The organism is Rhodoferax bucti, assembly GCF_005876985.1.
Classification (GTDB): domain Bacteria; phylum Pseudomonadota; class Gammaproteobacteria; order Burkholderiales; family Burkholderiaceae_C; genus Allorhodoferax; species Allorhodoferax bucti.
On record NZ_VAHD01000001.1, the window covers coordinates 319234 to 343472 of the forward strand.

At 53.9% G+C, this 24239-nt stretch carries 24 protein-coding genes and 1 pseudogene; 6 read left to right on the forward strand and 19 right to left on the reverse strand.

From position 1 onward, the window contains the following. Positions 1-9: 9 nt before the first annotated feature. From FDM28_RS01525 to FDM28_RS01590, 14 genes and pseudogenes are all read right to left on the reverse strand, one after another. Positions 10-1272: an O-antigen ligase family protein gene (locus FDM28_RS01525; RefSeq protein WP_206021893.1), complete on the reverse strand. Its 1263-nt coding sequence runs from the start codon at positions 1270-1272 to the stop codon at positions 10-12. Between the two features lie 74 nt (positions 1273-1346). After that, positions 1347-2213 carry a motility associated factor glycosyltransferase family protein gene (locus FDM28_RS01530; protein ID WP_138512351.1) on the reverse strand — a complete coding sequence of 289 codons (867 nt, stop codon included), beginning with the start codon at positions 2211-2213 and terminating at the stop codon, positions 1347-1349. Then, positions 2210-3658 (reverse strand): lipopolysaccharide biosynthesis protein, encoded by a 1449-nt coding sequence (locus tag FDM28_RS01535; protein WP_138512353.1) that lies wholly within the window; start codon positions 3656-3658, stop codon positions 2210-2212. The genes FDM28_RS01530 and FDM28_RS01535 overlap by 4 nt, the downstream gene beginning before the upstream one ends. Positions 3659-3689: 31 nt before the next feature. Beyond that, positions 3690-4349, reverse strand: coding sequence for a PIG-L deacetylase family protein (locus FDM28_RS01540; RefSeq protein ID WP_206021894.1), 660 nt, complete (start codon positions 4347-4349; stop codon positions 3690-3692). 4 nt (positions 4350-4353) lie between these two features. Further along, complete coding sequence (gene pseI, locus FDM28_RS01545) at positions 4354-5400, reverse strand: pseudaminic acid synthase (protein WP_138512357.1); 1047 nt, start codon at positions 5398-5400, stop codon at positions 4354-4356. A 12-nt stretch (positions 5401-5412) separates the two neighbouring features. Next, a complete protein-coding gene (locus FDM28_RS01550; RefSeq protein WP_206021895.1) occupies positions 5413-6144 on the reverse strand; it encodes a formyl transferase in 732 nt (243 codons plus the stop codon). Further along, positions 6137-6697 carry a UDP-4-amino-4,6-dideoxy-N-acetyl-beta-L-altrosamine N-acetyltransferase gene (gene pseH, locus FDM28_RS01555; RefSeq protein WP_138512359.1) on the reverse strand — a complete coding sequence of 187 codons (561 nt, stop codon included), beginning with the start codon at positions 6695-6697 and terminating at the stop codon, positions 6137-6139. The genes FDM28_RS01550 and pseH overlap by 8 nt, the downstream gene beginning before the upstream one ends. 2 nt (positions 6698-6699) lie before the next feature. Next, a complete protein-coding gene (gene pseG, locus FDM28_RS01560; RefSeq protein WP_138512361.1) occupies positions 6700-7803 on the reverse strand; it encodes a UDP-2,4-diacetamido-2,4,6-trideoxy-beta-L-altropyranose hydrolase in 1104 nt (367 codons plus the stop codon). After that, complete coding sequence (gene pseF / locus FDM28_RS01565) at positions 7803-8504, reverse strand: pseudaminic acid cytidylyltransferase (protein WP_138512363.1); 702 nt, start codon at positions 8502-8504, stop codon at positions 7803-7805. Before pseF ends, pseG begins: the two co-directional genes overlap by 1 nt. Then, positions 8501-9661, reverse strand: coding sequence for a UDP-4-amino-4,6-dideoxy-N-acetyl-beta-L-altrosamine transaminase (gene pseC, locus FDM28_RS01570; RefSeq protein WP_138512365.1), 1161 nt, complete (start codon positions 9659-9661; stop codon positions 8501-8503). Before pseC ends, pseF begins: the two co-directional genes overlap by 4 nt. After that, on the reverse strand, positions 9661-10659 hold the full coding sequence (gene pseB / locus FDM28_RS01575) for a UDP-N-acetylglucosamine 4,6-dehydratase (inverting) (RefSeq protein WP_138512367.1): 999 nt from the start codon (positions 10657-10659) through the stop codon (positions 9661-9663). Before pseB ends, pseC begins: the two co-directional genes overlap by 1 nt. Before the next feature lie 22 nt (positions 10660-10681). Further along, positions 10682-11836 (reverse strand): GDP-mannose 4,6-dehydratase, encoded by a 1155-nt coding sequence (gene gmd / locus FDM28_RS01580; RefSeq protein WP_420852997.1) that lies wholly within the window; start codon positions 11834-11836, stop codon positions 10682-10684. Next, on the reverse strand, positions 11820-12797 hold the full coding sequence (gene fcl, locus FDM28_RS01585) for a GDP-L-fucose synthase (RefSeq protein ID WP_138512369.1): 978 nt from the start codon (positions 12795-12797) through the stop codon (positions 11820-11822). Before fcl ends, gmd begins: the two co-directional genes overlap by 17 nt. Next, positions 12794-14261, reverse strand: a pseudogene (locus FDM28_RS01590) (mannose-1-phosphate guanylyltransferase/mannose-6-phosphate isomerase). The gene fcl and the pseudogene FDM28_RS01590 overlap by 4 nt, the downstream one beginning before the upstream one ends. Positions 14262-14428: 167 nt before the next feature. Here FDM28_RS01590 and FDM28_RS17570 point away from each other — a divergent pair. Next, entirely contained in the window at positions 14429-14596 is a 168-nt protein-coding gene (locus FDM28_RS17570) for a hypothetical protein (RefSeq protein WP_170211566.1), read from the forward strand. Positions 14597-14805: 209 nt separating this feature from the next. Here FDM28_RS17570 and rfaH read toward each other — a convergent pair whose 3' ends face one another. The 3 genes from rfaH to FDM28_RS01605 form a co-directional block, all read right to left on the reverse strand. Continuing rightward, positions 14806-15303: a transcription/translation regulatory transformer protein RfaH gene (gene rfaH, locus FDM28_RS01600; RefSeq protein ID WP_138512371.1), complete on the reverse strand. Its 498-nt coding sequence runs from the start codon at positions 15301-15303 to the stop codon at positions 14806-14808. A 114-nt stretch (positions 15304-15417) separates the two neighbouring features. Then, positions 15418-15543 (reverse strand): hypothetical protein, encoded by a 126-nt coding sequence (locus FDM28_RS18060; protein ID WP_276611846.1) that lies wholly within the window; start codon positions 15541-15543, stop codon positions 15418-15420. Between the two features lie 670 nt (positions 15544-16213). Next, positions 16214-18214: an SDR family oxidoreductase gene (locus FDM28_RS01605; protein ID WP_138512373.1), complete on the reverse strand. Its 2001-nt coding sequence runs from the start codon at positions 18212-18214 to the stop codon at positions 16214-16216. Positions 18215-18431: 217 nt separating this feature from the next. Between FDM28_RS01605 and FDM28_RS01610 the strand changes: the two genes are divergently transcribed. From FDM28_RS01610 to FDM28_RS01625, 4 genes are all read left to right on the forward strand, one after another. Next, positions 18432-19043: a phasin family protein gene (locus FDM28_RS01610; protein ID WP_138512375.1), complete on the forward strand. Its 612-nt coding sequence runs from the start codon at positions 18432-18434 to the stop codon at positions 19041-19043. A gap of 106 nt (positions 19044-19149) precedes the next feature. Next, entirely contained in the window at positions 19150-20349 is a 1200-nt protein-coding gene (locus FDM28_RS01615) for a patatin-like phospholipase family protein (protein WP_138512379.1), read from the forward strand. Between the two features lie 3 nt (positions 20350-20352). Next, positions 20353-21009: a TetR/AcrR family transcriptional regulator gene (locus FDM28_RS01620; RefSeq protein WP_138512383.1), complete on the forward strand. Its 657-nt coding sequence runs from the start codon at positions 20353-20355 to the stop codon at positions 21007-21009. Beyond that, positions 21009-21791, forward strand: coding sequence for a tetratricopeptide repeat protein (locus FDM28_RS01625; protein ID WP_138512386.1), 783 nt, complete (start codon positions 21009-21011; stop codon positions 21789-21791). The genes FDM28_RS01620 and FDM28_RS01625 overlap by 1 nt, the downstream gene beginning before the upstream one ends. On the opposite strand, the gene FDM28_RS01630 is transcribed toward FDM28_RS01625, so the two are convergent. Next, a complete protein-coding gene (locus FDM28_RS01630; RefSeq protein WP_420852998.1) occupies positions 21792-23399 on the reverse strand; it encodes a wax ester/triacylglycerol synthase family O-acyltransferase in 1608 nt (535 codons plus the stop codon). It abuts the gene before it with no gap. 140 nt (positions 23400-23539) lie between these two features. Here FDM28_RS01630 and FDM28_RS01635 point away from each other — a divergent pair, with 140 nt between their 5' ends. Further along, entirely contained in the window at positions 23540-23794 is a 255-nt protein-coding gene (locus FDM28_RS01635) for an acyl-CoA-binding protein (protein WP_138512388.1), read from the forward strand. A gap of 59 nt (positions 23795-23853) precedes the next feature. On the opposite strand, the gene FDM28_RS01640 is transcribed toward FDM28_RS01635, so the two are convergent. After that, entirely contained in the window at positions 23854-24201 is a 348-nt protein-coding gene (locus FDM28_RS01640) for a polyhydroxyalkanoic acid system family protein (RefSeq protein ID WP_138512392.1), read from the reverse strand. Positions 24202-24239 lie beyond the last annotated feature (38 nt).

The following is a 24239-nucleotide window of genomic DNA, read 5'->3' on the forward strand; positions in this document are numbered from 1 at the left end:
GCATAAGAATTATTTCAAAGTACGAGGAAACGAATCTTTTTTTGAGCAAACAAGAAACAGAAACGCCCAAAAAAATATTAACTCAAAACGCAACAGTTGGCCTGAGCGAATTGAAAACACAAGCAAAAACAGAAAGGAGGCAATAGCCATATTTTTTCGAGAAGGCGAGACCACCCAACTAATATTCCGATATACAAATCCGGCTATGAGAAGCATGCCTACAATCCCCAACTCCGAGGACAATCTTAGATACATTGATCCTCCATCGGATAAGGTCAACTGATCTCTAATTTCATTTACACGGTTTATCAACGCCTGATTGCCTGGCAGACTTTGTTCCAAGTAGTCATTGGAATACACTCGGTACGAACCTAGACCATGGCCAGAAATTGGCCTATCTTTTAACATTTGAACCGTGATTGCCAAATTCAAACCATTGATGAAGGTGCTCATGTTCTCATCACCTTGAAGGTCAAACTGCAGCGCGCTAGGAATGGCAATCAAACGGGAGTTCAATGCCGGGCTGGTACTGGCGATGTATCCCAAACCAGCCAATAACAATATGCTGATAAGCACGTTGCGTACTGTAAGTCGGAGTGCGAACAATATACAAAGACCAAGCCCAATGTAGCCGATGGTCGAAAAAGTACATATAAGGGCGGAGATGAACAGTAAGCTACGACCAATTCGAAGTTGTCGCGACCTCCCAGACAACCGTAGCACGGAGAGATACAACGCCGGCGTAAGAAACGCCGCAAAGTAGCTGGGCTCTGTAAACATCGAAGATGTGCGCAGAAATGGACCTGCATAGTCCAGATCAGCAGCACCAATCAATATCCAACGCAAATCATATAGTAGTTCAATACCCATCAAATACGCGGCCTGCTGCATCAAAGCTACTAATGCAGCAACAGTAGCACACTGCAGGTAAATATTAAATATTTTCTCTGGCGAGTAACGCAAATATCGAAATAAATTCAAAACAACCAACCAAGCCACTAACAAACCCAAATACTGTACTGCTGGAACCACCAAGGATTCACCACGCATTGAAAATAAAAACGTCCCCGGCAGGGCAGCCAGAAAAAACCATCCAAGCGGTGCCAACCTAGCAAGTGGTATACGAAAGAAATTAAAATCCATCATAGACAATACAAAGGCGAGCACCAAAAGCCCTTGTACAAGGTTTAATTGTTGACCACGAATAACGACGGCCACCGCAGTCCCCAGAAATGCGATATATGGGAATATTCCGACAAAGAAAAATCGCATACTATTTACATGATGCAAAGATTGCGCGATTCGGAAATTCTGATGAAATACATCTATTGCTCGAACTGAGAAATTCAATAGAATTTAAGATCGTGGTAGTCAACACGATCGAAGACATCCAGATAGCCACCGACAGTTGCGTTGAATATTTGAACACCCTTTCTATCCGCCTCATTTTTTAGAAGACGATAATTTTCCCATAATCGAAGATTGGCTCGCATCTCGTCATCGTAGGGGACACGATCACCTAATGGCACGTTAGTCATCTTGTGACCTGGCAGCGTACCTCCCGAGTAAAAGTGTCTATCAACTCCTCGATTTGCCAGATAGTCATGATCAAAGCCCAGTAAGTAAATGGGACTACATCCCATGTAAATTGCCTGGGCAAGTGCAAAGGCACTCACCCCAGCAAAGCTTTGTACAATATTCGTCAAATCCACACCCGACTTACCCGCGCCGACTGAAGCCACAAATTGGCAGCGCTCTATAGGTAGAAAGTTATGTCGTTGTATCGCATCGAAGCCGCGGTACAACGGCAAGAAGAAAGTACTGGTGCGAATACGCTCGTTCAGACTAGTGTAGAAAGCGCGCGTTGCATCCGAGTCATTAAAGAAATTTGCATCCAAAAGACTGTAGTAGGTTGGCTGCCAAATTGATACCACCTCATGTTTCCAAAAACCAGACACACAAAATGTAATATGATCTTTGAGACGCATGATGTCTTGTTGTGCCAAAGAGGGACCGTTTACGATGACGAATGCTGGTTGCCCTTTGTGCTTATCTGCAAATACAGAATTTCGCTGTAACAGCCGCCGCTGCGCAGGCGTCAGACCACGAATTACCTCCAAGAGATCGGCTGCATTTTCAATGCCAGCAGAAAATTTTCGTAGATAGCCAGCCAATCGACTAATACCGTAGTGAGGCAACATAGAAATATTCATAGATTTAATTCAGCTTCAAGCAGTTTAATTGTTTGGAAACTTTTTTTCAAAAACAATGAAGCCGCAAAAATAATTAAAACAATTATCAGCAGTAACTTTTCACCAACGCGCATTATTCCTGCATCCTGAAGATACAACCAATTTAGCCAAGGACCGGATAGCATTAACAACATTAACAACATTAACAATATAAGACGCAAGTAAGTTGGCTTGTGTAAATCCAAGTTTCGGAGAGCTAGCGCCGCCAATGAACACAAGATAAATGCGTTAATAGCCAAGCCCCACGAAGCTCCAGTTAAACCTAGCTGAATAATCAACAACCATGTCAATGGCATAGATAGAGCGGTGGCTGCTACAGAAATACCCAACACGGTCCGCATACGCTTCAGCTGGAATAATGGGTTAGTTAAACTCATCCATACCGCGCTATTAAGCCAAGAAGCGATCACAAGCCCCGCTACAGTCGAGACCGGTAGTTTCACGCTACCCCCTGAGTAGGCTGTTAGCAATTCATCTGAGAATATAACAATTGACGCTGCAAATAAGGCAGTGCTAGCGACAAACGCTTCAACAAAGCGACTGTATAGCCCTGATGCATTCCAAGCCGATGCTTTGCGGTAATAATGTGGTATCCATGCCAAATTAATGGCCGACGAGATCATGGCGATAATTGAAGCGAACAAAAATCCGGCACTAAAGGTACCAAAGTCTGCTTTATTGACCTGTGTTGCAACAAAACTTCGTGTCACAAAATCGCTGGCTTGCCCAATCAGGGTATATAGAACTATTGGCATTCCAAAGGACAGAAGAGCCATATAATCAAACCTATCCGGACGTGCATTGACCTGCATTAATGATAGCTGCCAAACAGCAAAGGCCGCATAGAATCCTGATGCGATCACCTGGGCTATCACTGCACCTTTTATCTCTAATTGGACGAGCAATGCCGTGATGCCAAGCATGACTACCTGCAGAATAAAACCAGTTAATGCAACACTGCGATACTTAAGTGCGTTATTGCTGGCCAAGTGTACACCCATCAGAATCAATGGGTAAGCGTTTAATGCTGCGATTATCGCAGAAAATAGAAAAATTTCCCTTATCTCATATTCCGCAATCGATTCGCGCAATACTGAAAAAACAGTAGCTATACTTATTAGTACAACAATGTTAAGACAAGTCGACAAACGCATGCCAGCCGAAATTATCTTCTGGCGTTGCTTATCGTTGGCATCAACTAGCATCCGAGCAATCGAGCTTAACAAGCCCCAAGAAAAGACTGGTTGCACAAACTGCCAAAATAGTAGAAACTGAGACCATAATCCATATTCGTTAGAATTGAGTAGCCTCAAATATATAGGTGCTAATATAATTTGGCCGCCTGCAGCCACTACTCCACCGAGCAGGTGTATCAGAGCGTTTTTAGACAGTGAGCGTTGATACATAAGAAATTCACAAAAAACAGATTTAAGTGTTTTATCGAGTGGTTCTTAAAGTAACAAATGACTCGGCAGCCAGCATACCCATGGAATAGCCCCGATGATGTGCAAGGCATTCGATGTGCTCGATGCTGCGTGTGTGAGGCGATTCGCGCATCTCCAACTGGTATGCCTTTAGGGCATACAACTTTGTGTTCAGTTGGTTGCTTATATCCACATAGTGGTTTGGAATGAATGGCTCCGCAATTGGGGCTGACCATTCTGTACTAGACATCACCTCAAACGCATAGATCATACGGACACTACAGCCTGGCACCGGTCGACACGCTATCATGACAGCTTGGTGCGTAATGCGGTGGTCTACGTTCAGGTCGCCATGGTGATGCGTGTAAACAATGTTAGGTTTGATCCTGTCAATGATCGGCTCAAGCTTTTGCACCACATCAATCAACGGAATGCTGTCCATCCGGTTGTCAGGCAGACCCAGGTAAAAGTTCTCTTCGATACCGAGAATTGCTCTGGCGTTTTCCGCAGCCGCATTGCGACCAAGTAGATCTTCTTGATCAGCCCCCACGCGTGAAGTTACACCATCGGCCATGAAAACGGCATAAACAGTATCACCCTCACCTACATGCCTGGCAATTGTTCCACCGCAACCCAAGGCCTCGTCGTCGGTATGGGCGGCCACTACCAACACACAGTTAGTCATGCAAATGCCCCCACTGCAAAGCAGTGCCACGTGGTAGGTCTCCCTTAACCGTCCGGCCAATCACCTCGTCTAAATGCTTGGGTGCGAGACCATACCCTGGTCGAATTCTTCGGATATCCGACTCAGAAATAACTTGGCCGGCTTTCATGTCTTTCACAAAATAGAGTGAGCGTCGATACCGTTTGCTCGACTCTTCTGCGTTTTGGCGTTCAAAGCCAGCATTGCCCAAGGCTACCCACGCATCGTGAGTATCCTGGCAAAGACGCTTTAGTTCTGCTGGCTCAATAGAAAACTCGCTGTCCGGCCCCTTGTCCTGACGGCTCAGCGTAAAGTGTTTTTCAATCAAGCATGCGCCAAGTGCCACAGCCGCTACAGATGCCACTGTCCCAAGCGTGTGGTCTGACAACCCGGGCATGCTTTCGAAACGCTCAGCCAAATTTGACATTTGTTTCAAATTCGCCTGATCAATTGGCGCGGGGTAACTACTGATGCAATGTAGCAGCACAAGCTCTTTACAGCCGCCCTCGCGGGCGGCAATAACCGCTTCTTCAATTTCTTGCTCCGAGCACATACCGGTTGACATGATCATGGGCTTATTCTTGCTCGCCACGTACCGGATCAGCGGCAAGTCCGTCGCTTCAAAAGATGCAATTTTGTACGCAGGCGTATCGAGCGACTCCAGCAAATCCACCGCTGACTCATCAAACGGTGTTGAGAACAGGGTGATGCCAATACTCGCAGCGTAATCAAAAATAGCCTTGTGCCACTCAAAGGGTGTTTCGGCCCACTTGTACAAATCGTAGAGTTTGTAGCCATCCCAAAGCCCACCACGGATCATGAATTCTTCCGTGTCGCAGTCAATCGTCATCGTATCTGCTGTGTATGTCTGAATTTTAATTGCGTCGGCACCACTATCGCGTGCAGCCTTGATGGTTTCAAAAGCACGTTCGATATTGCCGTTATGGTTGGCAGATAACTCTGCGATTATGTAAGGAGGATGATCTGGGCCAATTTTTCGCCCGTTAATGGAAATATTCATCTTGGGACTCACTCATGTAAAATTTCTGATTTTTATTTCTACTTCAGCGACAAGGCGCCCATTTTCAAACCTCGCCCTGCTGAAGTTAAGCATGTAGTCTCCATGCTCTAAAAATGCGTGTGGATACCCATCGGCATCCAGCATTCGAATGAAGTCATAGGCGCTTGACAGCGTGCCAGATTCAGGCAACACACTTTGCTCCGGCTTCCTGCGTTTGAACATGACCACTTCGCCCATTTGCTCAACAGGTACTGGCTGTTGCTCGATCATCCATTCGATAATCTCGGCACTCAACACCCCAGCTCTGACGTAAATCTCTTGAGCCGTGCCATCAAGCCGCAGAGATCTTTTTGTGTAAACAGGTCCAGCATCCATCTCGCTGACCATTCTTAATGCTGTCAGCTTGGATTCCTTGTGCCCAGCTAGAATTAAGTTTTGCAACGGACTGCCACCACGCCCATAAGGCACGTCTGTCATATGGAAGCAAACGCACTCATGCTTTTTCCAAATTCTTTCCGGAACCAACCAATTCCAATGAAGGAAGAATATATATTTCGGATCCATGGTGTCGATAGCACCATTCAAATCATTTGGTGTAGATGCATACATCCAATTCAAATTTATTTTCTTTTTCAGACTATCAAATAACGGTTTATGCCACGGCTTGCAACTGGCAAAAACGACATTCGATTGAAAATTATTAGTATTAATTTTTTCAACCATCCGCAACTGAAAGTCAATCATTCTTGGAATTTTTTATTTGGTCTAGGCGCGCGATTCGACCAATGATTTCAGTGCGCTTATTTAACCATTCTGATGAAAGAATGCCGAGGCGAATGACATCAACAAACTCTTTGCCATTAAAGTGAACATCCCTAAAAACTCCTTCCTCCTTAAAACCAAATTTTTTATGAAGGCTAACGACTTTGTTGTTAGTAGCAATTACTTCGCAATTTAGTTTGTGCAATCCAAGGCTAGTGAATGCATGATCGAGGGCATCCAATTCCATACGCGCCCCAAGACCAGGCTTTCCGTTTTGCCCGGCATAAAATCCCCAAAAGGAATTCCGCAGTTCAGGTTGATATTGTGTGAAATACACAACGCCTTGAGGCCTACCCTTTTCATCTTCATAGATATACCAGCGCGAATGCACATCATTTCGCTGGCGAGCGAACCAATTGCGGTGTTCCGCCTCGGAAATTTCATGCTTTGTATACATGTTTTCTCGCACAGCAGGTGCATTTCGCCATTCAAGCATGGTCAGCAAATCGGATTCGGTCAGGGGGCGAAGTGGCATAGTTAGCCTTTAGCAAGGATGAGGCTGCAAACAAAGGCTACTCCTGTGGCGGGAACTAGTTGTTGCATCAGTTGGCTTTGCTGTTTCAGGAGTTCAGGGAAGTCCAAGGCTTGTCTAACAGCAGCAACGATTTGACTTATGGTGACCTCTTTCATATGCCCCAGGAAGTGGACATACCCCCCCGAATGGAGGGCTTGATTGGTTGGCAACTGATTGTCGGCAACTCCGATAACGAGACTGGGCAACCCCAAACTCATGCGTTCCCACGTAGTGGAGCCACCAGCACCAACCATCAAGTCGGCTCTTGCCATGAGGCCTGCCAAGTTCGGTAAATTTCGGTGCAAAACCGTGTGAGGCCGTTCGCCAACCAGCACCGCGATTGATGTCGGGTCCGGGTGGTTAACTCCTATGACAACATCTAAAGCGAGCTCTTGCAGGTTAGGCACCATCATTGCCTTGATAACAGTTGCCGTTTGATTGGTTGGATCGCTTCCACCCATAAAAACAAGTACCCGCCGAACGATTCCGTCACGCTGGGGAAGTAAGGCACGCAGTTGCGAGTATGCGGTATTCAATAATGCATATCTAGGCCCAAGTAGCCTATTGGTCGGTGGCGGGATTAGGTGGTCGTAGCGTGAGTCGTTTTTATCACCATACCAGTTTTGGTCCAGCAGCAAGTCGCAAGCGTGTGGTCTGTCGGCCAGGTCGTCAATGACCATGATGCGTTTGGCTTGCTGACACAAGGCTTCTTCCCAGCGGACATCCAGCGCGTAGTGGTCCACCACCAACCAGTCCACAGGCTGGCCTCCCTGGTGTGCGCTTAGCGCTTGTTGGGTGTTTTGCGCGTCCGTGGTCCAGTCCGCGCCCAGCCAATGGGCGTGCGCTGTGCCGTTACGGTTAGGCTTAGCCCCCTCTTGCAGTTCGGGCAAGCCCAGACCCAGATGGCCGCGCTGAGCAATCAAAGCTAACAGGTGCCCCTGGTGCGGGCGGCACACAAAGGTGCAGTGCGCCCCGCGTTCGCGCAGCGCGTCGGCCAGCGTCAGGCAGCGCATGACATGGCCTGTGCCAATTTGCAGCGATGCGTCGGCGCGGAAGGCAATGTGCATCAGGCTTGGCCCTGTTCGTATTGCATGGCTTTAAACAGCCACTCTGCACGCTGCCAATCCTCAGGCGTGTCTATGTCTTGCACTTGGTGGCGCGGCAGGGGCACGGGTGCAGCGTCCTGACTGAACAGGCGTCTACCCGCCAGCCAAGCGCTGGCCTTGCCCCAATAAAACTGGCCAGCGTCGTGCCAGGCTTCTTCCAGGTCTTGCGAGCGAGTGCCAAAGTGTTCTGGCTGGAACATGGCCACGCGCTGCTCTGGCGTAATGCGAATGGCACGCTGGATCGGAAAAGGGTAGCTCGTAACAGAAAACGCGTACTGCGCACCGCTGGTTTGCAGTATGCTCAACCCACGCTGCAGGTCTTGCGCCTGCACAAAGGGGGCCGTGGCGTAAATGCAGCAAGCTTGGTTGACCACTTGGCCATGGGCGTTTTGCCAGTCAATGGCGTGTGCAATGACTGGAATGGTGCCGGTGTGGTCGTCCGACAATTCGGGCGGGCGCACAAAGGGCGCTTCGGCACCGTAGGCTTGGGCGACCTGGGCAATTTCGGCATCGTCCGTACTGACTATGATCCGGTCAAAACAACCACTTCGCTGCACAGCAGCGATGGACCACGCTATTATGGGCTGACCATTAAAAGGCTTAATGTTTTTGCGCGGTATGCGCTTGCTTCCACCGCGTGCGGGAATAATAGCCAGCCTCATGCGGCTAGCACCTTTTGCAGCGCGGCTACAACCTGGTCTTGCTGGCTATCGCTAAGCGTTTGGTACATTGGCAGGCTGATGGCCTCGGAGTAATACTGCTCGGACTGCGGGTAATCGCCCACATTAAAACCCATACGCTGGTAGTGCGGCTGGGTGTGCACAGGAATGTAGTGCAGGTTGACGCCAATGCCCTGCTCGCGGAGCGCTTCAAACACCTGGCGGTGGGTTTTGTTGATTTTGACCAGCTGCAGGCGTACCACGTACAGGTGCAAACCAGAATAACTGTCGGGGTGCTGCCAAGGTGTGGTCACGGGCAAAGCTGCCAGCAATTGGTCGTAGCGCTGGGCCAGCTGGTCGCGACGGGCCACGAAGGCATCCAACCGCTGCATTTGGCTCACGCCCAAGGCTGCCTGCAGCTCGGTCATGCGGTAGTTGTAGCCCAGGCCAATTTGCTGGTAATACCAAGGGCCGTCTGGCGCGTGGGTCATTTGCGCGGTGTCACGGGTAATGCCGTGACTGCGCAGCAAGGCCATTTGGGCCGCCAACTCGTCATTGTTCGTCAGGGCCATACCGCCTTCAGCGGTGGTGATGATCTTCACGGGGTGAAAGCTGAACACCGTAATGTCGCTGTACTGGCTATTGCCAATGAACTCGCCTTTGTATTTACCCCCAATGGCGTGTGAGGCATCTTCAATGATTTTGAAACCGTACTTTTGCCCCAGCGCGTGGATGGCCGCCATGTCGCATGGCTGACCACACAAATGCACCGCCACCACCACTTTGGGCAGCTTGCCCGCTTGTTCTGCGGCAACCAGCTTGGCTTCCAAAGCTTTGGGGCACAGGTTGTAGGTGCGGGGGTCTATGTCCACAAAGTCCACCTGTGCGCCGCAATACAGGCCGCAGTTGGCCGAGGCCACAAATGTGACGGGGGTGGTCCAGAGCCAGTCACCGGGGCCAAGGCCAAGCGCTAGGCAGGCTATGTGCAAGGCCGAGGTGGCGCTGTTGACGGCCAGTGCGTGCTTGGCGCCCACGTGCCCGGCCACAGTTTGTTCAAACAGGGGCACTTGGGGACCTTGCGTCAAAAAGTCTGACTGCAGCACTGCCACAACCGCATCAATGTCGGCTTGGCTAATATCCTGGCGGCCGTAGGGAATCATCAAATGCTCCCGATTTTTTCGCGGTTGGCGTCAATCCAGGCTTGCAGGTCTGCGTCTGTCATCCATTCGGCGTTGTTGTCGCTGGCGTACACAAAGCCTTCGGGCACTTTTTTGCCGTCTTTGATGCGCTCGGGGCTGCTGCCCCAGCCATTGATAGTGGGAAGGATTTTGAAGTGTTCAGGGTACTCAAAGGTGTAATAAGCGTCTTCGGCCCCAATCATCTGCTCGTGCAGCTTTTCGCCGGGGCGGATGCCCACCACTTCTTGTTTGCACTCTGGGGCGACCAAGCGTGCGAGGTCAGTCACTTTCATGGACGGGATTTTTTTGACATAAATCTCGCCGCCCACCATGTCCTCAAAAGCGTGCCAGACCAGTTCGACACCTTGCTCCAAAGAGATCATGAAACGCGTCATGCGCTCGTCGGTAATAGGCAGTACACCCTTGTCGCGAATGGACAAGAAGAACGGAATGACCGAGCCGCGCGAGCCCATGACATTGCCATAGCGCACCACCGAAAATTTGGTGCCATGCTCGCCTGAATAGGCATTGCCGGCCACAAACAATTTGTCAGACGTGAGCTTGGTAGCGCCATACAGGTTTATAGGGCTGCTGGCCTTGTCGGTGGAAAGGGCGACCACGCCTTTGACGCCTTTATCGATACAGGCGTCTATGAGGTTCATTGCACCGTTGACGTTAGTTTTGATGCACTCAAAAGGGTTGTACTCGGCAGTGGGAACAATTTTGGTGGCAGCTGCGTGCACCACGTAGTCCACGCCATCTAGCGCACGATACAACCGATCTTTGTCTCGTACATCGCCAATAAAGAAGCGCACCCTTTTGTCGCCATCAAACTTCTTAGCCATGTCCCATTGCTTCATCTCATCACGAGAAAAAATGATAATTTTTTTGGGGTTGTACTGAGCTAAGGTCAGCGGAACAAAGGTGTTACCAAAAGAACCTGTACCGCCCGTTATTAGTATCGTAGAGTTTTTAAGCATATTGATATCTCAATAAATTCAGTTATTCGATACTAACTGCCATGTCGTAGCCATGCTTCTTTAGCAAAGCATGTTTTTTGGCCTGTTCCAGATCGTTTGCAACCATCTCCGAACACATCGACTGCACGGAAATTTCGGGTATCCAGCCAAGCTTTTGCTTGGCCTTTGTTGGGTCGCCCAGCAGCGTCTCTACTTCAGTTGGACGGAAATAACGCGAGTCAATCTTGACGACGACATCTCCCACTTTGAGTGCGGGAGCTTTGGAGCCTTCGATTTTTTCAACAACAGCTATTTCGTTCACCCCTTGACCCTCAAAGCGCAGAGTGATGCCCAGTTCGGCCGCGCTCCACATGATGAACTGCCGCACACTGAATTGCACGCCCGTGGCAATAACGAAGTCTTCTGGTTGATCTTGTTGCAGCATCATCCACTGCATGCGCACGTAGTCCTTGGCGTGCCCCCAATCGCGCAAGGCGTCCATATTGCCCATGTAAAGGCAACTTTCCAGCCCTTGCGCAATGTTGGCCAAACCACGAGTGATTTTGCGGGTGACGAAAGTCTCGCCTCGGCGCGGGCTTTCGTGGTTGAAGAGGATGCCGTTGCAGGCATACATGCCATAGGCCTCGCGGTAGTTGACCACGATCCAGTAAGCGTACAGCTTGGCCACTGCGTAGGGACTGCGAGGGTAGAAAGGGGTTGTTTCCTTTTGAGGTATCTCTTGCACCAAGCCATAGAGTTCGCTGGTGCTGGCTTGATAAAAACGGGTTTTCTTTTCCAGCCCCAGGATGCGGATAGCTTCCAGAATGCGCAGGGTGCCTACGGCGTCCACATCGGCTGTGTATTCCGGGCTTTCAAAGCTCACCGCCACATGACTCATGGCGCCCAGGTTGTAGATTTCGTCGGGCTGCGTTTCTTGGATGATGCGCACCAGGTTGCTGGTGTCGCTCAGGTCACCGTAGTGCAGCTTGAAACAGGCATTGTCGATGTGGGGGTCTTGGTAGATGTGGTCAATGCGCTGGGTATTGAGCAGGCTGCCGCGGCGTTTGATTCCGTGGACCATGTAGCCTTTTTCCAATAAAAATTCGGCGAGGTATGAGCCGTCTTGGCCGGTGATGCCGGTGATAAGGGCAACTTTAGGTTGCGATGTCATTTTTCTTCCTTCAAGGCCGTTGGGCATGGTTCTTTAGAAAATCTTCATAGGCCAGCTCAAGCCCATTCTTGAGTGACACTTGTGCTACCCAACCAAGAGCATTAATGCGGGAGCTGTCCATCAGCTTGCGAAGAGTACCATCTGGCTTGCTGGTGTCGAATGTGACTGCACCTTGGTAGCCGACAGTCTTGCCGATGGCCTCGGCCACATCTCGGATGGTGAGGTCGTAACCACAGCCTACGTTGATATGGCTGAGTATGGCTTGCGTGTGTTGGTCGTAGGTGGCCTTGGGCAGGTTCATGACATGCACGCTGGCGGCAGCCATGTCGTCCACATATAGGAATTCGCGCTTGGGTGTGCCGGTGCCCCAAATAGCCACGCTGGGCGCGTTATTGACCTTGGCTTCATAAAAGCGACGAATCAACGCGGGGATGACGTGCGAGTTTTCGGGGTGGTAGTTGTCGCCCGGGCCATACAGGTTGGTGGGCATGACGCTTCGGTAGTCCACGTCATGACTTTTGCCGTATTGGCGATTATAGCTTTCGCAGAGTTTAATGCCGGCAATCTTGGCTATCGCGTAGGGCTCATTGGTAGCTTCAAGCGGGCCGGTGAGCAAGGCGTCTTCACGCATGGGCTGGGGGGCCAGCTTGGGGTAGATACAACTGGAGCCCAAAAACAGAAGTTTTTTCACACCATTGCGAAAGGCGGCGTCGATGATGTTGGCTTCCATCATCAGGTTTTGGTAGATGAATTCGGCCGGGTAGGTGTTGTTGGCATGGATGCCCCCCACCTTGGCTGCGGCCAGATAGACTTGGGCGGGCTTTTCTGTGGCGAAGAATTCACGCACTGCGGCTTGGTCGGTCAAGTCCAGCTCGGCATGCGTGCGGGTGACGATGTGGGAATGCCCCTGCGCTTGCAGAGTGCGCACGACGGCAGAGCCCACCATTCCACGGTGGCCAGCGACGTAAATTTTGGGTGCGTTGCTCATTTCTCGCTGCGTCCGTAGTTGTCTTCAAAGCGGACGATGTCGTCTTCGCCCAAGTAGCTACCGGACTGCACCTCGATGATTTCGAGTGGAATGGTGCCGGGGTTGGCCAGGCGATGCCCCTCGCCCGGGGGGGATGTAGGTGGACTGGTTTTCAGTCAAAGTCAGCACTTTGCCCCCATTGGTAATCTCGGCAGTGCCCATCACTACGATCCAGTGCTCGGCTCGGTGATGGTGCTTTTGTAAACCAAGGCTGGCTTTGGGTTGGACTTGAATTCGCTTGACTTTAAAGCGGCCACCTTCGTCGATGCAGTCGTACCGCCCCCATGGACGGTGCACCTTGCGGTGCAGTGTGCGTTCCTCTCGGTTGGTAGTTTGCAGCTGAGCGACGATATGCTTGACGTCTTGGCTGCAGTTTTTGTCGGCCACCAGCACGGCGTCTGGTGTTTCCACCACGATAAGGTCTCTCACCCCCACCAGGCTGACAAGGCGACTGGTGGCGTCTGCCAGGGTGTTTTGGCTGTCGGTGGCAAGCACGTCGCCCCAGTGGGCGTTGCCTTGGTAGTCTTTGGACAGCACATTCCAAACTGCATCCCAAGCCCCAAGATCGCTCCAACCCGCATTGAGCGGCACCATCTTGATCCGAAATTTGCTGCCAGGGCATTGCTCTATGGCTGCATAGTCAACCGACTCTGATGGAATGGCGACAAACTCGGATTTGCCAGGGCGCACAAATTGCGCCTCGGCACTGCGTTTTGACCAAGCCGCCTTCGTGGCCCCCAGGATATCTGGGCGGAACTCGGCAAGAGCATTAAGCCAAACAGATGCCCTGAGCACAAACATCCCCGCGTTCCAGAAATACCCACCCTCTGCCAAATAGGCTTGTGCGGTTGCCACATCGGATTTTTCAACAAACCGTTGAACCGTGAGCACTTTTCCCGCAGAACCGCCCCGATTGCACTGAATGTAGCCGTAGCCTGTTTCGGGCCTGTCGGGGGTCACACCCAGAATGACGATGCTGCCACGGGCTGCTTCTTGAATGGCTTTCTGCGTGGCTTCGGTGAATGCGGCTTGATCCGTCACCGCTTGATCGGCGGGAGTCACTACCAGGACAGGATCTTTGCCACCTTCGACTGAAGCCAAGGCAGCAAGCGTGAGGGCCGGTGCGGTGTTCCGCCTCACCGGCTCCAACAAAGCACTGCCCAGCTCGATACCGATCTCTCGCAACTGCTCAGAGGCCAGAAACCGATGATCCTCCCCCGTGACGATGAGCGGTGCGGTCACTTGAATGTCGGTGTTGCCCAAACCGGCCAAGCGTTGAGCGGCCTGTTGAAACAGGCTCTCGTTCCCTGTTAAGTACAAGAACTGCTTAGGGAAGCCCGTTCTTAATAAGGGCCAAAGCCTTGTGCCTGAACCACCACATAGGATGACAGGCGTTGCCTCATAAGGTTTTTGAGATTCAGTCATTGTCGATATCGGCTTTCAACTGCTCTATTTCTCACTGAAGCGCCTCGCATTCAACTGTTTTTCTTTTTAAAAATTCAGCGGTGAATTTTGACTTTTCTGCAATGCCTCCCGGTGTCAGTAAATAGGCATGGCGCAATTTGTGTTGGCCATGACTGAAGTTCTGCACCTTGATCCAGCTCTTTTCCGCCAAAGCCGATGCTAAGCTCCTTGACAAAAATACGCTGGCTGAGATCAGGGTTTTGATGCAGACGGCACAGGAGTTCGAACTGGATTTCCTCTTGGAAACCAGCGAGTCGTTGCACGGGGAATATGAGGCTCAAGTCGACACCGAGTAGGTTTAGACACGCTACTGCAGTGCTGCTTCAGCAGCAGCACTGCAGTCAGGGGTAAAGTGGATCAAAGGATCCTAGCAAGACAGCGGTATGGCTGTAGCGCCATACGCTCGTTCATCAAACTTATCAAGTATCTCACATCCACGTAACCTTAAGAAGAGTTTTCGATGAATTTGCTTGGTGATGCTGTTTATTTGTCGCCCAAAATTAGATTACACGACTTTCTGCAAGCTGGCTGCATCCACTTTCATGACCACCGGCTTGCCCATCAGCTCAATCAGCACCATGACCCGACGGTCACCATCGGCCATTTGGTAGACCCCTTCGATGCCGGCAAAGGCCCCGTCGGTCAACCTGACCTGTTCACCCGAGGTGAAAAACGGCTCGGGATTCGCTTGCACAGCGGCCTCTGTTGCCCGCAAGCAATCGATCAGGCCATCGTGCACCTTGGCGGGATTCACCCCAAACCGCACCAACCGACTAACGCCCTTGGTGGAACGAATCGGGGTCCAGCTTTGATCGGTATGGCCTTGACCCAGGCGGATAAACAGATAGCGCGGAAACAAGGGTTCGTCGGCGATGGCCACACCACTTTGCAGCAACTTTTCTTTAGGGAGGGTCGGGACGTAACACTCATACCCCTGCCGCACAAGGTTTTCTTGCGCACTTTTTTCCTGTCTTGGTTTGGTGTGAACAAGGTACCAATGCATCGCTGCTCCCGGAGATTGTTTTTATTAGGGAAATTTTACTCCCCCTTCATAGGGGTATCGACCATGCTTGATGCATGTGATTTTGGTCCTTCAGCGGGTTTTGCCCGTCAGCTCCTACTGCTGTTGGACTGCCTCTTCCGTGCTGACGGTGTTCGCCGCCAGTTCAACCTGCTCGAGGATTTCTGACTCATGCCGGAACATAAAGCTCTTGACAGCCTCGTCGCCGACCAGTTTAGTCATACAGTCCGTCGTCGCAACCAAATTCAGCAAGTCCGAGCCGTAGTTTTTGTTCGGCGTCTTTGTATTGGATTTGGACCTGGCTCATTTCCTTTTCAAGCATAACGATTTACTCGATGGAGGCCTTTTTGTTGTCTTTTTCGGTGAGTTTGAAATCGGTGCGCTGTTCGGGGGTGTGGCTTTGCGCTAGTGCCCTGATCAACACTGTGCAAAAGATAGCCTCGCACTATCTCAAGCTGGCCGCCGCGCATCGGACTGGATACTAATCCTCGCCATCTAACACTGGTTCAACCAAGCTGACTTAGCCTGTGAGGAAGCCCTGTACTACAGCGTTAACCTAAGCCACTTCGTGAGGCAAGTAGAGAATGTGCCCAGCATAATCAAGCTTCTAGGAGAATTTACCAAGTTGCGCTACCGCGGCCAGCAATAAGACGCCACGCGGGAGTTCAAGGTCTTGACGCTGGCCAACATCTATATCAACCGGGGACGTCTAATGGGACACGTGCGCCCGTGAGGGGCGGATGTTGGCCGTAAGGCCTGCAACACCGCCCGACGAGGCAAAATTAAGATTCAAAATCCACCGATTACCGTGCTTCCTACCACTCGCAGTCGCCAGCAGCTACTTATTCAGCGTTGCTTTCGCTGCTTCTTGCAACTTGGCAACAGCATCCTATTAAAAATGAATCCCCCGCATCATCTGCTGCATCGCAATCGCCTCGGGTGACAGCTTCTGCTTTTCCCCCGGCTTAGCGCCCTTGGCGGCCGATGAATCGGGGAACATGCGGAAGCTGGTGTTCATGGCAATTTGGGCGATGCGGGGCACCAAGGCATGCATCACCTGGCCAGTGATGCCCAGACGCGTTGCGATTCGCACTGGCTTGCTAATGCAGGCGTCCGCCACCATGTCGGCAGCTTGTTCAGGCGACAAGGTCGGTACATTGTTGTAAATGCCAGTTGGCGCAATCATGGGGGTACGCACCAAGGGCATATTGATCGTTGTGAAGCTGATGCCCTGGTCCGCGAATTCGCTGGACGCGCAGCGCGTCCACGCATCCAGCGCGGCTTTAGATGCCACATAGGCGCTGAAGCGCGGCGCATTGGTCAGCACTCCAATGGAGCTGATGTTCACGATATGGCCTTTTTTCTTGGCCACCATGCCGGGCAACAGGCCCATGGTCACCCGCAAACAACCAAAGTAATTGAGCTGCATGGTGCGCTCATAGTCGTGAAAGCGGTCATAGCTGGACTCGATGGCGCGACGGATGGAGCGGCCTGCGTTGTTGATCAGGAAGTCCACACCGCCATGGTTGTCGATCAATACTTTGACGAACCGATCGCAATCCGCCATATCGGCAATGTCTGCGGGATAGGCCACAAAACTGTAGCCCTTGGCCTTGGCTTCTTTGCAGGCTTCCTCCAGCTTGTCCACATCCCGGCCGCAGATGATGGTCGTGGCCCCGGCCTCGGCAAACTTGTGCGCAGCAGCCAAACCGATGCCTGACGAGCCCCCGGTCACCAAGACCACCTTGCCGCCCACCGTACCGCGCAAGGAGCGATCGATGTGCAAATCCGGATCCAGATGGCGCTCCCAGTAGTCCCACAAGCGCCATGCATAGTCTTTCAGGTTAGGGCACTCGACGCCCGAACCTTTCAGCATTGCTAGGGAATCACGGCAATCAAAGCGGGTGGGATAGTTGATGAACGTGAGCATGTCTTCGGGCAGGCTCAGGTCTTTCATGATCGCGTTGCGCACCCGGCGCACCGGGGCCAGCGCCATCAAGGTCTTGGTCACGCTGCGGGGGATGAAACCCAACAATGCCGCATTCACAAAGATATTCATCTTGGGCGCATGGGCCGCCTTGCTGAAGATGTCGAGCACATCGCCCACGCGGTAGCCCACCGGATCGACCAAGTGGTAGCACTGCTTCGCAATGCCCTGTTTGTGGCTGATCACGTCCAGTGCATTCACCACAAAGTCCACCGGCACGATATTGACCCGGCCGCCTTCCAACCCAATGGACGGCATCCACGGCGGCAGCAACTGCCGCATGCGCTGGATCAGTTTGAAGAAGTAGTAGGGGCCGTCAATCTTGTCCATCTCGCCGGTCTGGCTATCGCCCACCACCATGGCAGGGCGGTACACCGACCACGGCACCTTGCATTCCTTGCGCACGATTTTTTCGCTCTCGTGCTTGGTCATGAAATACGGATGCTCGTAGTTCTCCGCCTCGTCAAACATGTCCTCGCGGAACACACCTTCGTACAAGCCGGCGGCCGCAATCGACGACACATGGTGAAAGTGCCCGACCTCCACCGCCTTGGCAAACTCCACCGTGTTGCGGGTGCCCTCGATGTTCACCGCGAACTGAAACTCTTCGTCAGCCTCTAGGTCGTACACCGCAGCCAAGTGATAAAAGTGATCAATCTGCCCTTTCAGTGCCTTGATCACCTCTGCGGCCACTCCGAGTTTTTTGCCCGTCAAGTCACCAAACACCGGCACCACCCGCGCAGCAGATTTGGCATCCGTCAGCCCCCAGAACTCGCGCAAGCCGGCCACCTTGTCTTCGCTCTCCTTGCGGATCAAAAAATGCACCGTAGCGCCCTTGCGCTGCAACAACTTTTTGACCAAGCGTTTGCCGATAAAACCCGTAGCTCCTGTGACGAAATACCGCATACATGCTCCTGTTGATCGAATAATTCTGACGGACTTTGGCGCCGCAGATTTCATCGTAAACCCGCGACCACCGATTCCAAGCCGGCCATTGTGCGATCGATTCAGTGTTTACCTTAGTAGCGCCCACCTACACAGACCCTATTTCAGGGCTTAGAGTAGATGCCACGCTAAAGCACCATCACGAACACACCCGTCACACACCCATCAGGAGTTATTCATGGTCAAAAAGATTCACAAGAGCAAGCCCGCCACAGCCGCTGCCAGCCCCTTGTCGGCATCGGTCAAAGATTCCGCGCAGCAAATCTGGCAAGCGGGCCTGGGCGCATTCACCCGAGCGCAAGCAGAGGGCAGCAAGGCCTTTGAAGCCCTGGTGAAAGAAGGTGTCAGCATCCAGCGCAAAACGCAGGCTGCAGCTGAAGGCAAGATCAATGAAGCCACCGCCAAAATGTCCACCATGGCCAACGACATCTCTAACAAAGCGACCGGCCAATGGGACAAGCTGGAAAACATTTTTGAAGAGCGCGTCGCCAAAGCCCTGAACAAACTGGGTGTGCCCTCCGCCAAGGACGTCAACGCCCTGATCGCCCGTATCGACGAGCTCCATCAAGCCGTCCAGAAACTGACACCTAAAGCGCCTGCTACAGCCAAGACCACCAAGGCCGTGGCAAAGAAAGCGGCACCTGCGCCCACCCCCTCCGTCGCCAAGAAGGCTCCCGCCAAAAAAACAACCGCTACCAAAACTGCAGCAAAGAAAGCCGTAAGCAAGAGCGCTACAGCCACAAAAACATCAACCCCCACCGTTGGCGACGCACCTGCTGCGCAAAACTAAGCAGCAGCCACCTGTCCATCAGGGCGCGCAAGCGCCCTTTTTTACGCCTTGCCACACTGCTGCAACGCAACATGCGCACCACGACTAGAACACTACACTCCCTCTCATGAAGGCAGACAAAAAAACATCGCCCACCATCGCCTTGGCGCTCGCCGGTGGCGGCCCGTTGGGGGCGATTTATGAGGTCGGCGCCTTGTGCGCGCTGGATGAGTCGTTGGCCGGGGTGGACTTCACCCATTTGAACCATTACGTGGGCGTATCTGCGGGTGGCTTCATTGCCGCAGCACTGGCCAACGGCATGACCCCTCGGCAACTCTGCAAAGCCTTTATCGAAGGGAGTCCCGGCACGGCCGATTACTTCGATCCCGCATGGCTGATGGAGCCCGCTTACGACGAATTCGTGCGCCGCGGCATCATGCTGCCGGGCCTCTTGGCGTCCGTGGGGTGGGGCGTGCTGCGTGGCCGTACCTCGGCGCTGCGCGCGCTGGAACGCCTGGCGCCTGCCTTGCCCACCGGCGTGTTTTCCAACCGGCAGGTAGACACCCAACTCGCCCGCCTGTTCAACCAGGCGGGGCGTACCAACGATTTCCGCAAGTTGCGCTGCCAGCTCACCCTGGTTGCCACCCATCTGGACAGTGCAGAAGCCGTCGCTTTCGGTAGCCAGGGCTGGGACCACGTGCCCATCTCCAAAGCCGTGCAAGCCAGCTCTGCGCTCCCTGGGTTGTTCCCGCCCGTTGCCATCGACGACGAGTATTACGTAGACGGCGCGATGAAAAAAACCATGCACGCCTCCGTGGCGCTGGAGCAAGGCGTGGACCTGCTGATCTGCCTGAACCCGCTCGTGCCCTTTGACGCCACCGCGCCGCAGATACCGCGCATCGTGGATGGCGGCCTGCCGGCGGTGATGAGCCAAACCTTCCGCGCCATGATCCACTCCCGCATGGAGCTGGGCATGAAGCACTACGCCCACGCCTACCCGGACACGGACATCGTGCTGATCGAACCCGACCACCGGGACCCCGAGCTGTATCTCGCCAACACCTTCAGCTACGCCCAACGCAGGCAACTCGCCGAGCACGCGTACCAGCAAACCCGCCAGCTACTGCGAGCAGGCGATACCAGCCTCACGGCCTCACTCCAGCGCCACGGCATTCAACTGCGGCATGATGTGCTGAACGACAGCAAGCGCCACTTATGCGCCCCTAGGAAACTCCCATCCCGCCTGGGGCAGGCTTTGGGTACATTGCAGGATGTCATGGATGATCTTTCACACGTGGTCCGCCACGAAACTCGGCTGAGGCACTGACGCATGGTTAAAAAAGCGCCGCGGCGTACCGCCGAGCGGATTCTCGAAACCACCCTGGAGCTGTTCAACCGCTTCGGAGAGCCCAATGTATCGACCACGCTGATCTCCGCCGAACTGGGCATCAGCCCGGGCAACCTGTACTACCACTACCCCGCCAAAGACGAGCTGATCAACTCGCTGTTTGACCGCTATGAGCGCTCTCTCAACGAAGTGCTCAACGCCAGCGACAACGTGCGCGACGTGGAAGACGCCTGGTTCTTCATGCACACCCTGTTTGAGTTGATTTGGCAGTACCGCTTTTTGTACCGCGACCTCAACGACCTGCTGAGCAAAAACCGCCGCCTGGAAACCCATTTTCAGAGCGTGCTGAAAAATAAAACCCGCTCCATCCGCGCCATGCTCGAATGCATGGCCCGCGCCGGCGCTCTGCGCATGGACGTGCGCGAGATGGAGCCTACCGCCACCAGCATGGTGGTGGTGCTCACCTACTGGTTGAGCTTTGAATATGTGCGCGATCCGCGCAACGCCTTGGAGCCCGCCAGTGCCCAAGCCGCCCTGCTACGCGGCGGGCAGCATGTGCTCAACCTGCTGGTGCCTTATCTGGAGGCCCAGCAACGCCAGCATCTGATGCAACTCACCGGCGCCTACAACACCCCCTGATGCACGGCACACCGACCTGGGCCCCCTACCCGTATGTGAAATTGCACACGTGGGACAACGCCCGCTTGATGGCCGCGTGGCCTCAGCTCCATGCCGGCGATCAGGAACCCCTGCCGCAAGACCCCGAGTTGCAGGAGGCCTGGGCGCTCTACCACCGGGGTGAGTTTGAAGCCGCCTTCCAGCTCGGGCGCCTGCTGGGCACGGCGGGTTACACGCTCATGAACAAGGCCAGCCTGATTCAAGCCGACTACCTGGAGCAAGGTGAAACCGGCAAACTCAAACTCTACTTTGACACCGCAGAGCGGGCCCGCGCCCACATCAATGCCGAACCCGGCAACCCCAATGCCCACTACTTGTATGGCTACGCCCTAGGCCGCTACAGCCAAGGCACCAGTGTGGCCAAAGCCTTGGCACAGGGGTATGGCGACAAAATCAAAACCGCGTTTGAAACCGCCATCGCGCTGCAACCCCGCCATGCGGACGCGCACCTTGCGCTGGGCACCTTTCACGCCGAAGTCATCGACAAAGTGGGGCCGCTCATCGGCAGCATGACGTATGGCGCGAAGCGGGAAACGGCACTGCAGCACTTCCGCACCGGCCTTGCGCTCATTCCGCGTGCGGCCCTTGCGCTCACAGAATACGCACGTGGCTTGATGATGCTGGACGCAGACGCGTACGACGCCGAAGCCTTGTGCCTGTACGAGCAGGCCGCTACCATTACCCCGCTGGATGCGATGGAGCACCTGGGCGTGCTGCAGGTGCAAGCCGAATTGGCCAACTGATCAATCGCCCCAAGGCAACATCAGCGTCAGCATCGAGAGCTTGGCGAACTCCGGCTCGAATTGGTCGATGATTTGCTGCGGGTCCGAGCACAGGGTGGCATCCGACACTACCCCGAACTGCACCCCGCCGCCATAGCTCAGGATCGACACGCCTAAGCCCACCGAACCACTCTGCGGCACCCAGAAGAGGTTCTCTTCAATCGTGGCGCCGCAGATTTTGAGCTTCTCGCGCGGGCCGGGCACATTGGTCATCACCGCCGTGGTCTTCTTGGAGAACAGGTTCAGCAAGGCGTCCTGCGCGGGTTTGATCAGCAAACCCGCCACCGCCAGCAAGCCAAACGCCAGCAAGGGCTGCATGCTGCCCTTGAGGCCCCGCATGCGGGTGCGCACCTCGTAGACCCGCTCCACCGGGTTGTCCACGCCAATGGGTAGCACCAGCGGCGCCAAGCCAAATTGGTTCCCCAGCTTGTAGGCGTGCTCCAGCGGCCGCAAGTTCACCGGCACCATGGCGCGGATTTCTTTGCCGGACACCTCATCACCCTGCTCGCGCAGATACTCGCCAATGGCACCCGCCACACAGCTCAGCAGCACATCGTTGATCGAGCAGTTCAGCGCCTTGCCCACCGCCTTTACTTCGGCCAAAGGCAAGGGCTTGCACCAAGCCACCCGCTTGGACGTGCCGGGCTGGCCTTTGAGGCGGGTGGGTGAGTCGTCGGGCATCAGCGCCAAGGACGCCAAATCGCTCACCACTTGGTAAGCCATCTTGGCCATGTCCACCGAGTTGCTCACCCCGGACTCCACACCTTTTTGCGGCTCCATCAGCAAGCCCATGGATTTGACAGCGCCATCGCCCGCCGCCCCCAGGGCCTTCACAGCCATGTGGGTGAGTGGCTTGAGCAAGGCGTCACTCAGCCAGGCTTCTGCGCCCTCCATGCCTTGCGCACGCTCGGCCTTGCTGCGGCGCTGCGGGGGCGGGCTGCCACCATCCACCAGCGACTGGGTCACCGAGATGAGCGCAATACCATCGGCAATGCAGTGGTGAATGCGCACCATCAGGGCCGAGCCACCTTTGTAGTTCTCCACCAAATGCAACTGCCACAGGGGGCGGCTGCGGTCCAAGGGCTCCATGGTCAGTGCGGCCAGGCGGTCTTGCAGTGCCTCTTGCTCACGGCCACGCGGTTTTTTGGGCAAGGTTTCGATGACCACATGGCGGTCGATATCGAACGCCGCATCCTCCACCCAACTGGCTCCGGCAGCGTCTTCCACCACGCGTTGCTTGAAGCGCGGATATTTCAACAAACGGTCTTCCACCCGCTGCTTCAAGTCCGCCAAAGGCAGACCGGGCTTGGTCACCCAGACGCCAACGATCATCATCAGGTTGAAGTCCGAGTCCATGCGCAGCCAGGCCGTGTCGACCTTGGACATGCGCTCACCCTGCAAACCCAGCGTGCCGATGACGGCGTCTGCCACATTTTTCTGCGCGGCACCCACGGCTTTGCGTGCGCGCCGGGTGACCTTTTTGGCTACTGGTGTGACCGGGGCCACGGTATCGGCGACTTTGCGGCGGGCCTGCTTGACAACGTTCTTGGCAATGACGCGGGTGACCATGGATGCTCCGGACTCAACAGGGTTGGGGGTAGCTGCCTATTCTGCGGGTAAAACGCCGCTTAAGATACGGGTGAAGCACCTGCTTGCATCGGGTGTTCCCCCTAGTTTCAGTTTCCAGCACACCCCGAACGGAGAAAACCATGGCCGATTTGAAAGCCTCTTTTGAAGCCGCTGTTGCGAATTCCAAAAACCTGAGCGAGCGGCCCGACAACGGCACCCTGCTCAAAATCTACGCGCTCTACAAGCAAGCCACTGCCGGCGACAACGCCGAGAAGAAGCCCGGCTTTGCTGATATGGTGGGCCGTGCCAAGTGGGACGCCTGGAATGGCTTCAAGGGCACCAGCAGCGACGATGCGATGCAACAGTACATCGACCTGATCGAGTCTTTGAGCTAAATCAGCCCCTAGCGCCCGCCGAATGTGCGCGGGCAGCTATCAAAAGAGTAGCATGCGTGCTACTTTTTTTTCGTCCCGGTTTTCACCGCTGCTTTGCTCGCTGCCTTGTTGGCAGGCTTGGCGGCCAACAAGGCGTCCAGATTTTTGACAATCTCGGCCTCAATCTTGTCTTTAAACGCTCCCAGCAAAAAACCGAGCTTGGCGGTGAGGTCGAAGCGGTCTTGGCTCACCCGCAGCACACCGCTCACCCCGGAGCGCTGGAAGACCACTTCATCCAGATCGTCGCCCTCCACATAGGTGCACTCCATATCGAACTCCTGCTCGGCCTGCTCGGCCCACTCGAAGGCCACTTTGCGGGCGGCGGCAAAGCCCAGACTGTGTTCACGCTGGATGTGTAAATCGGCCATGGGGGAGGGTCCTCTCATCAGTATGCTGTGGGTAGGGC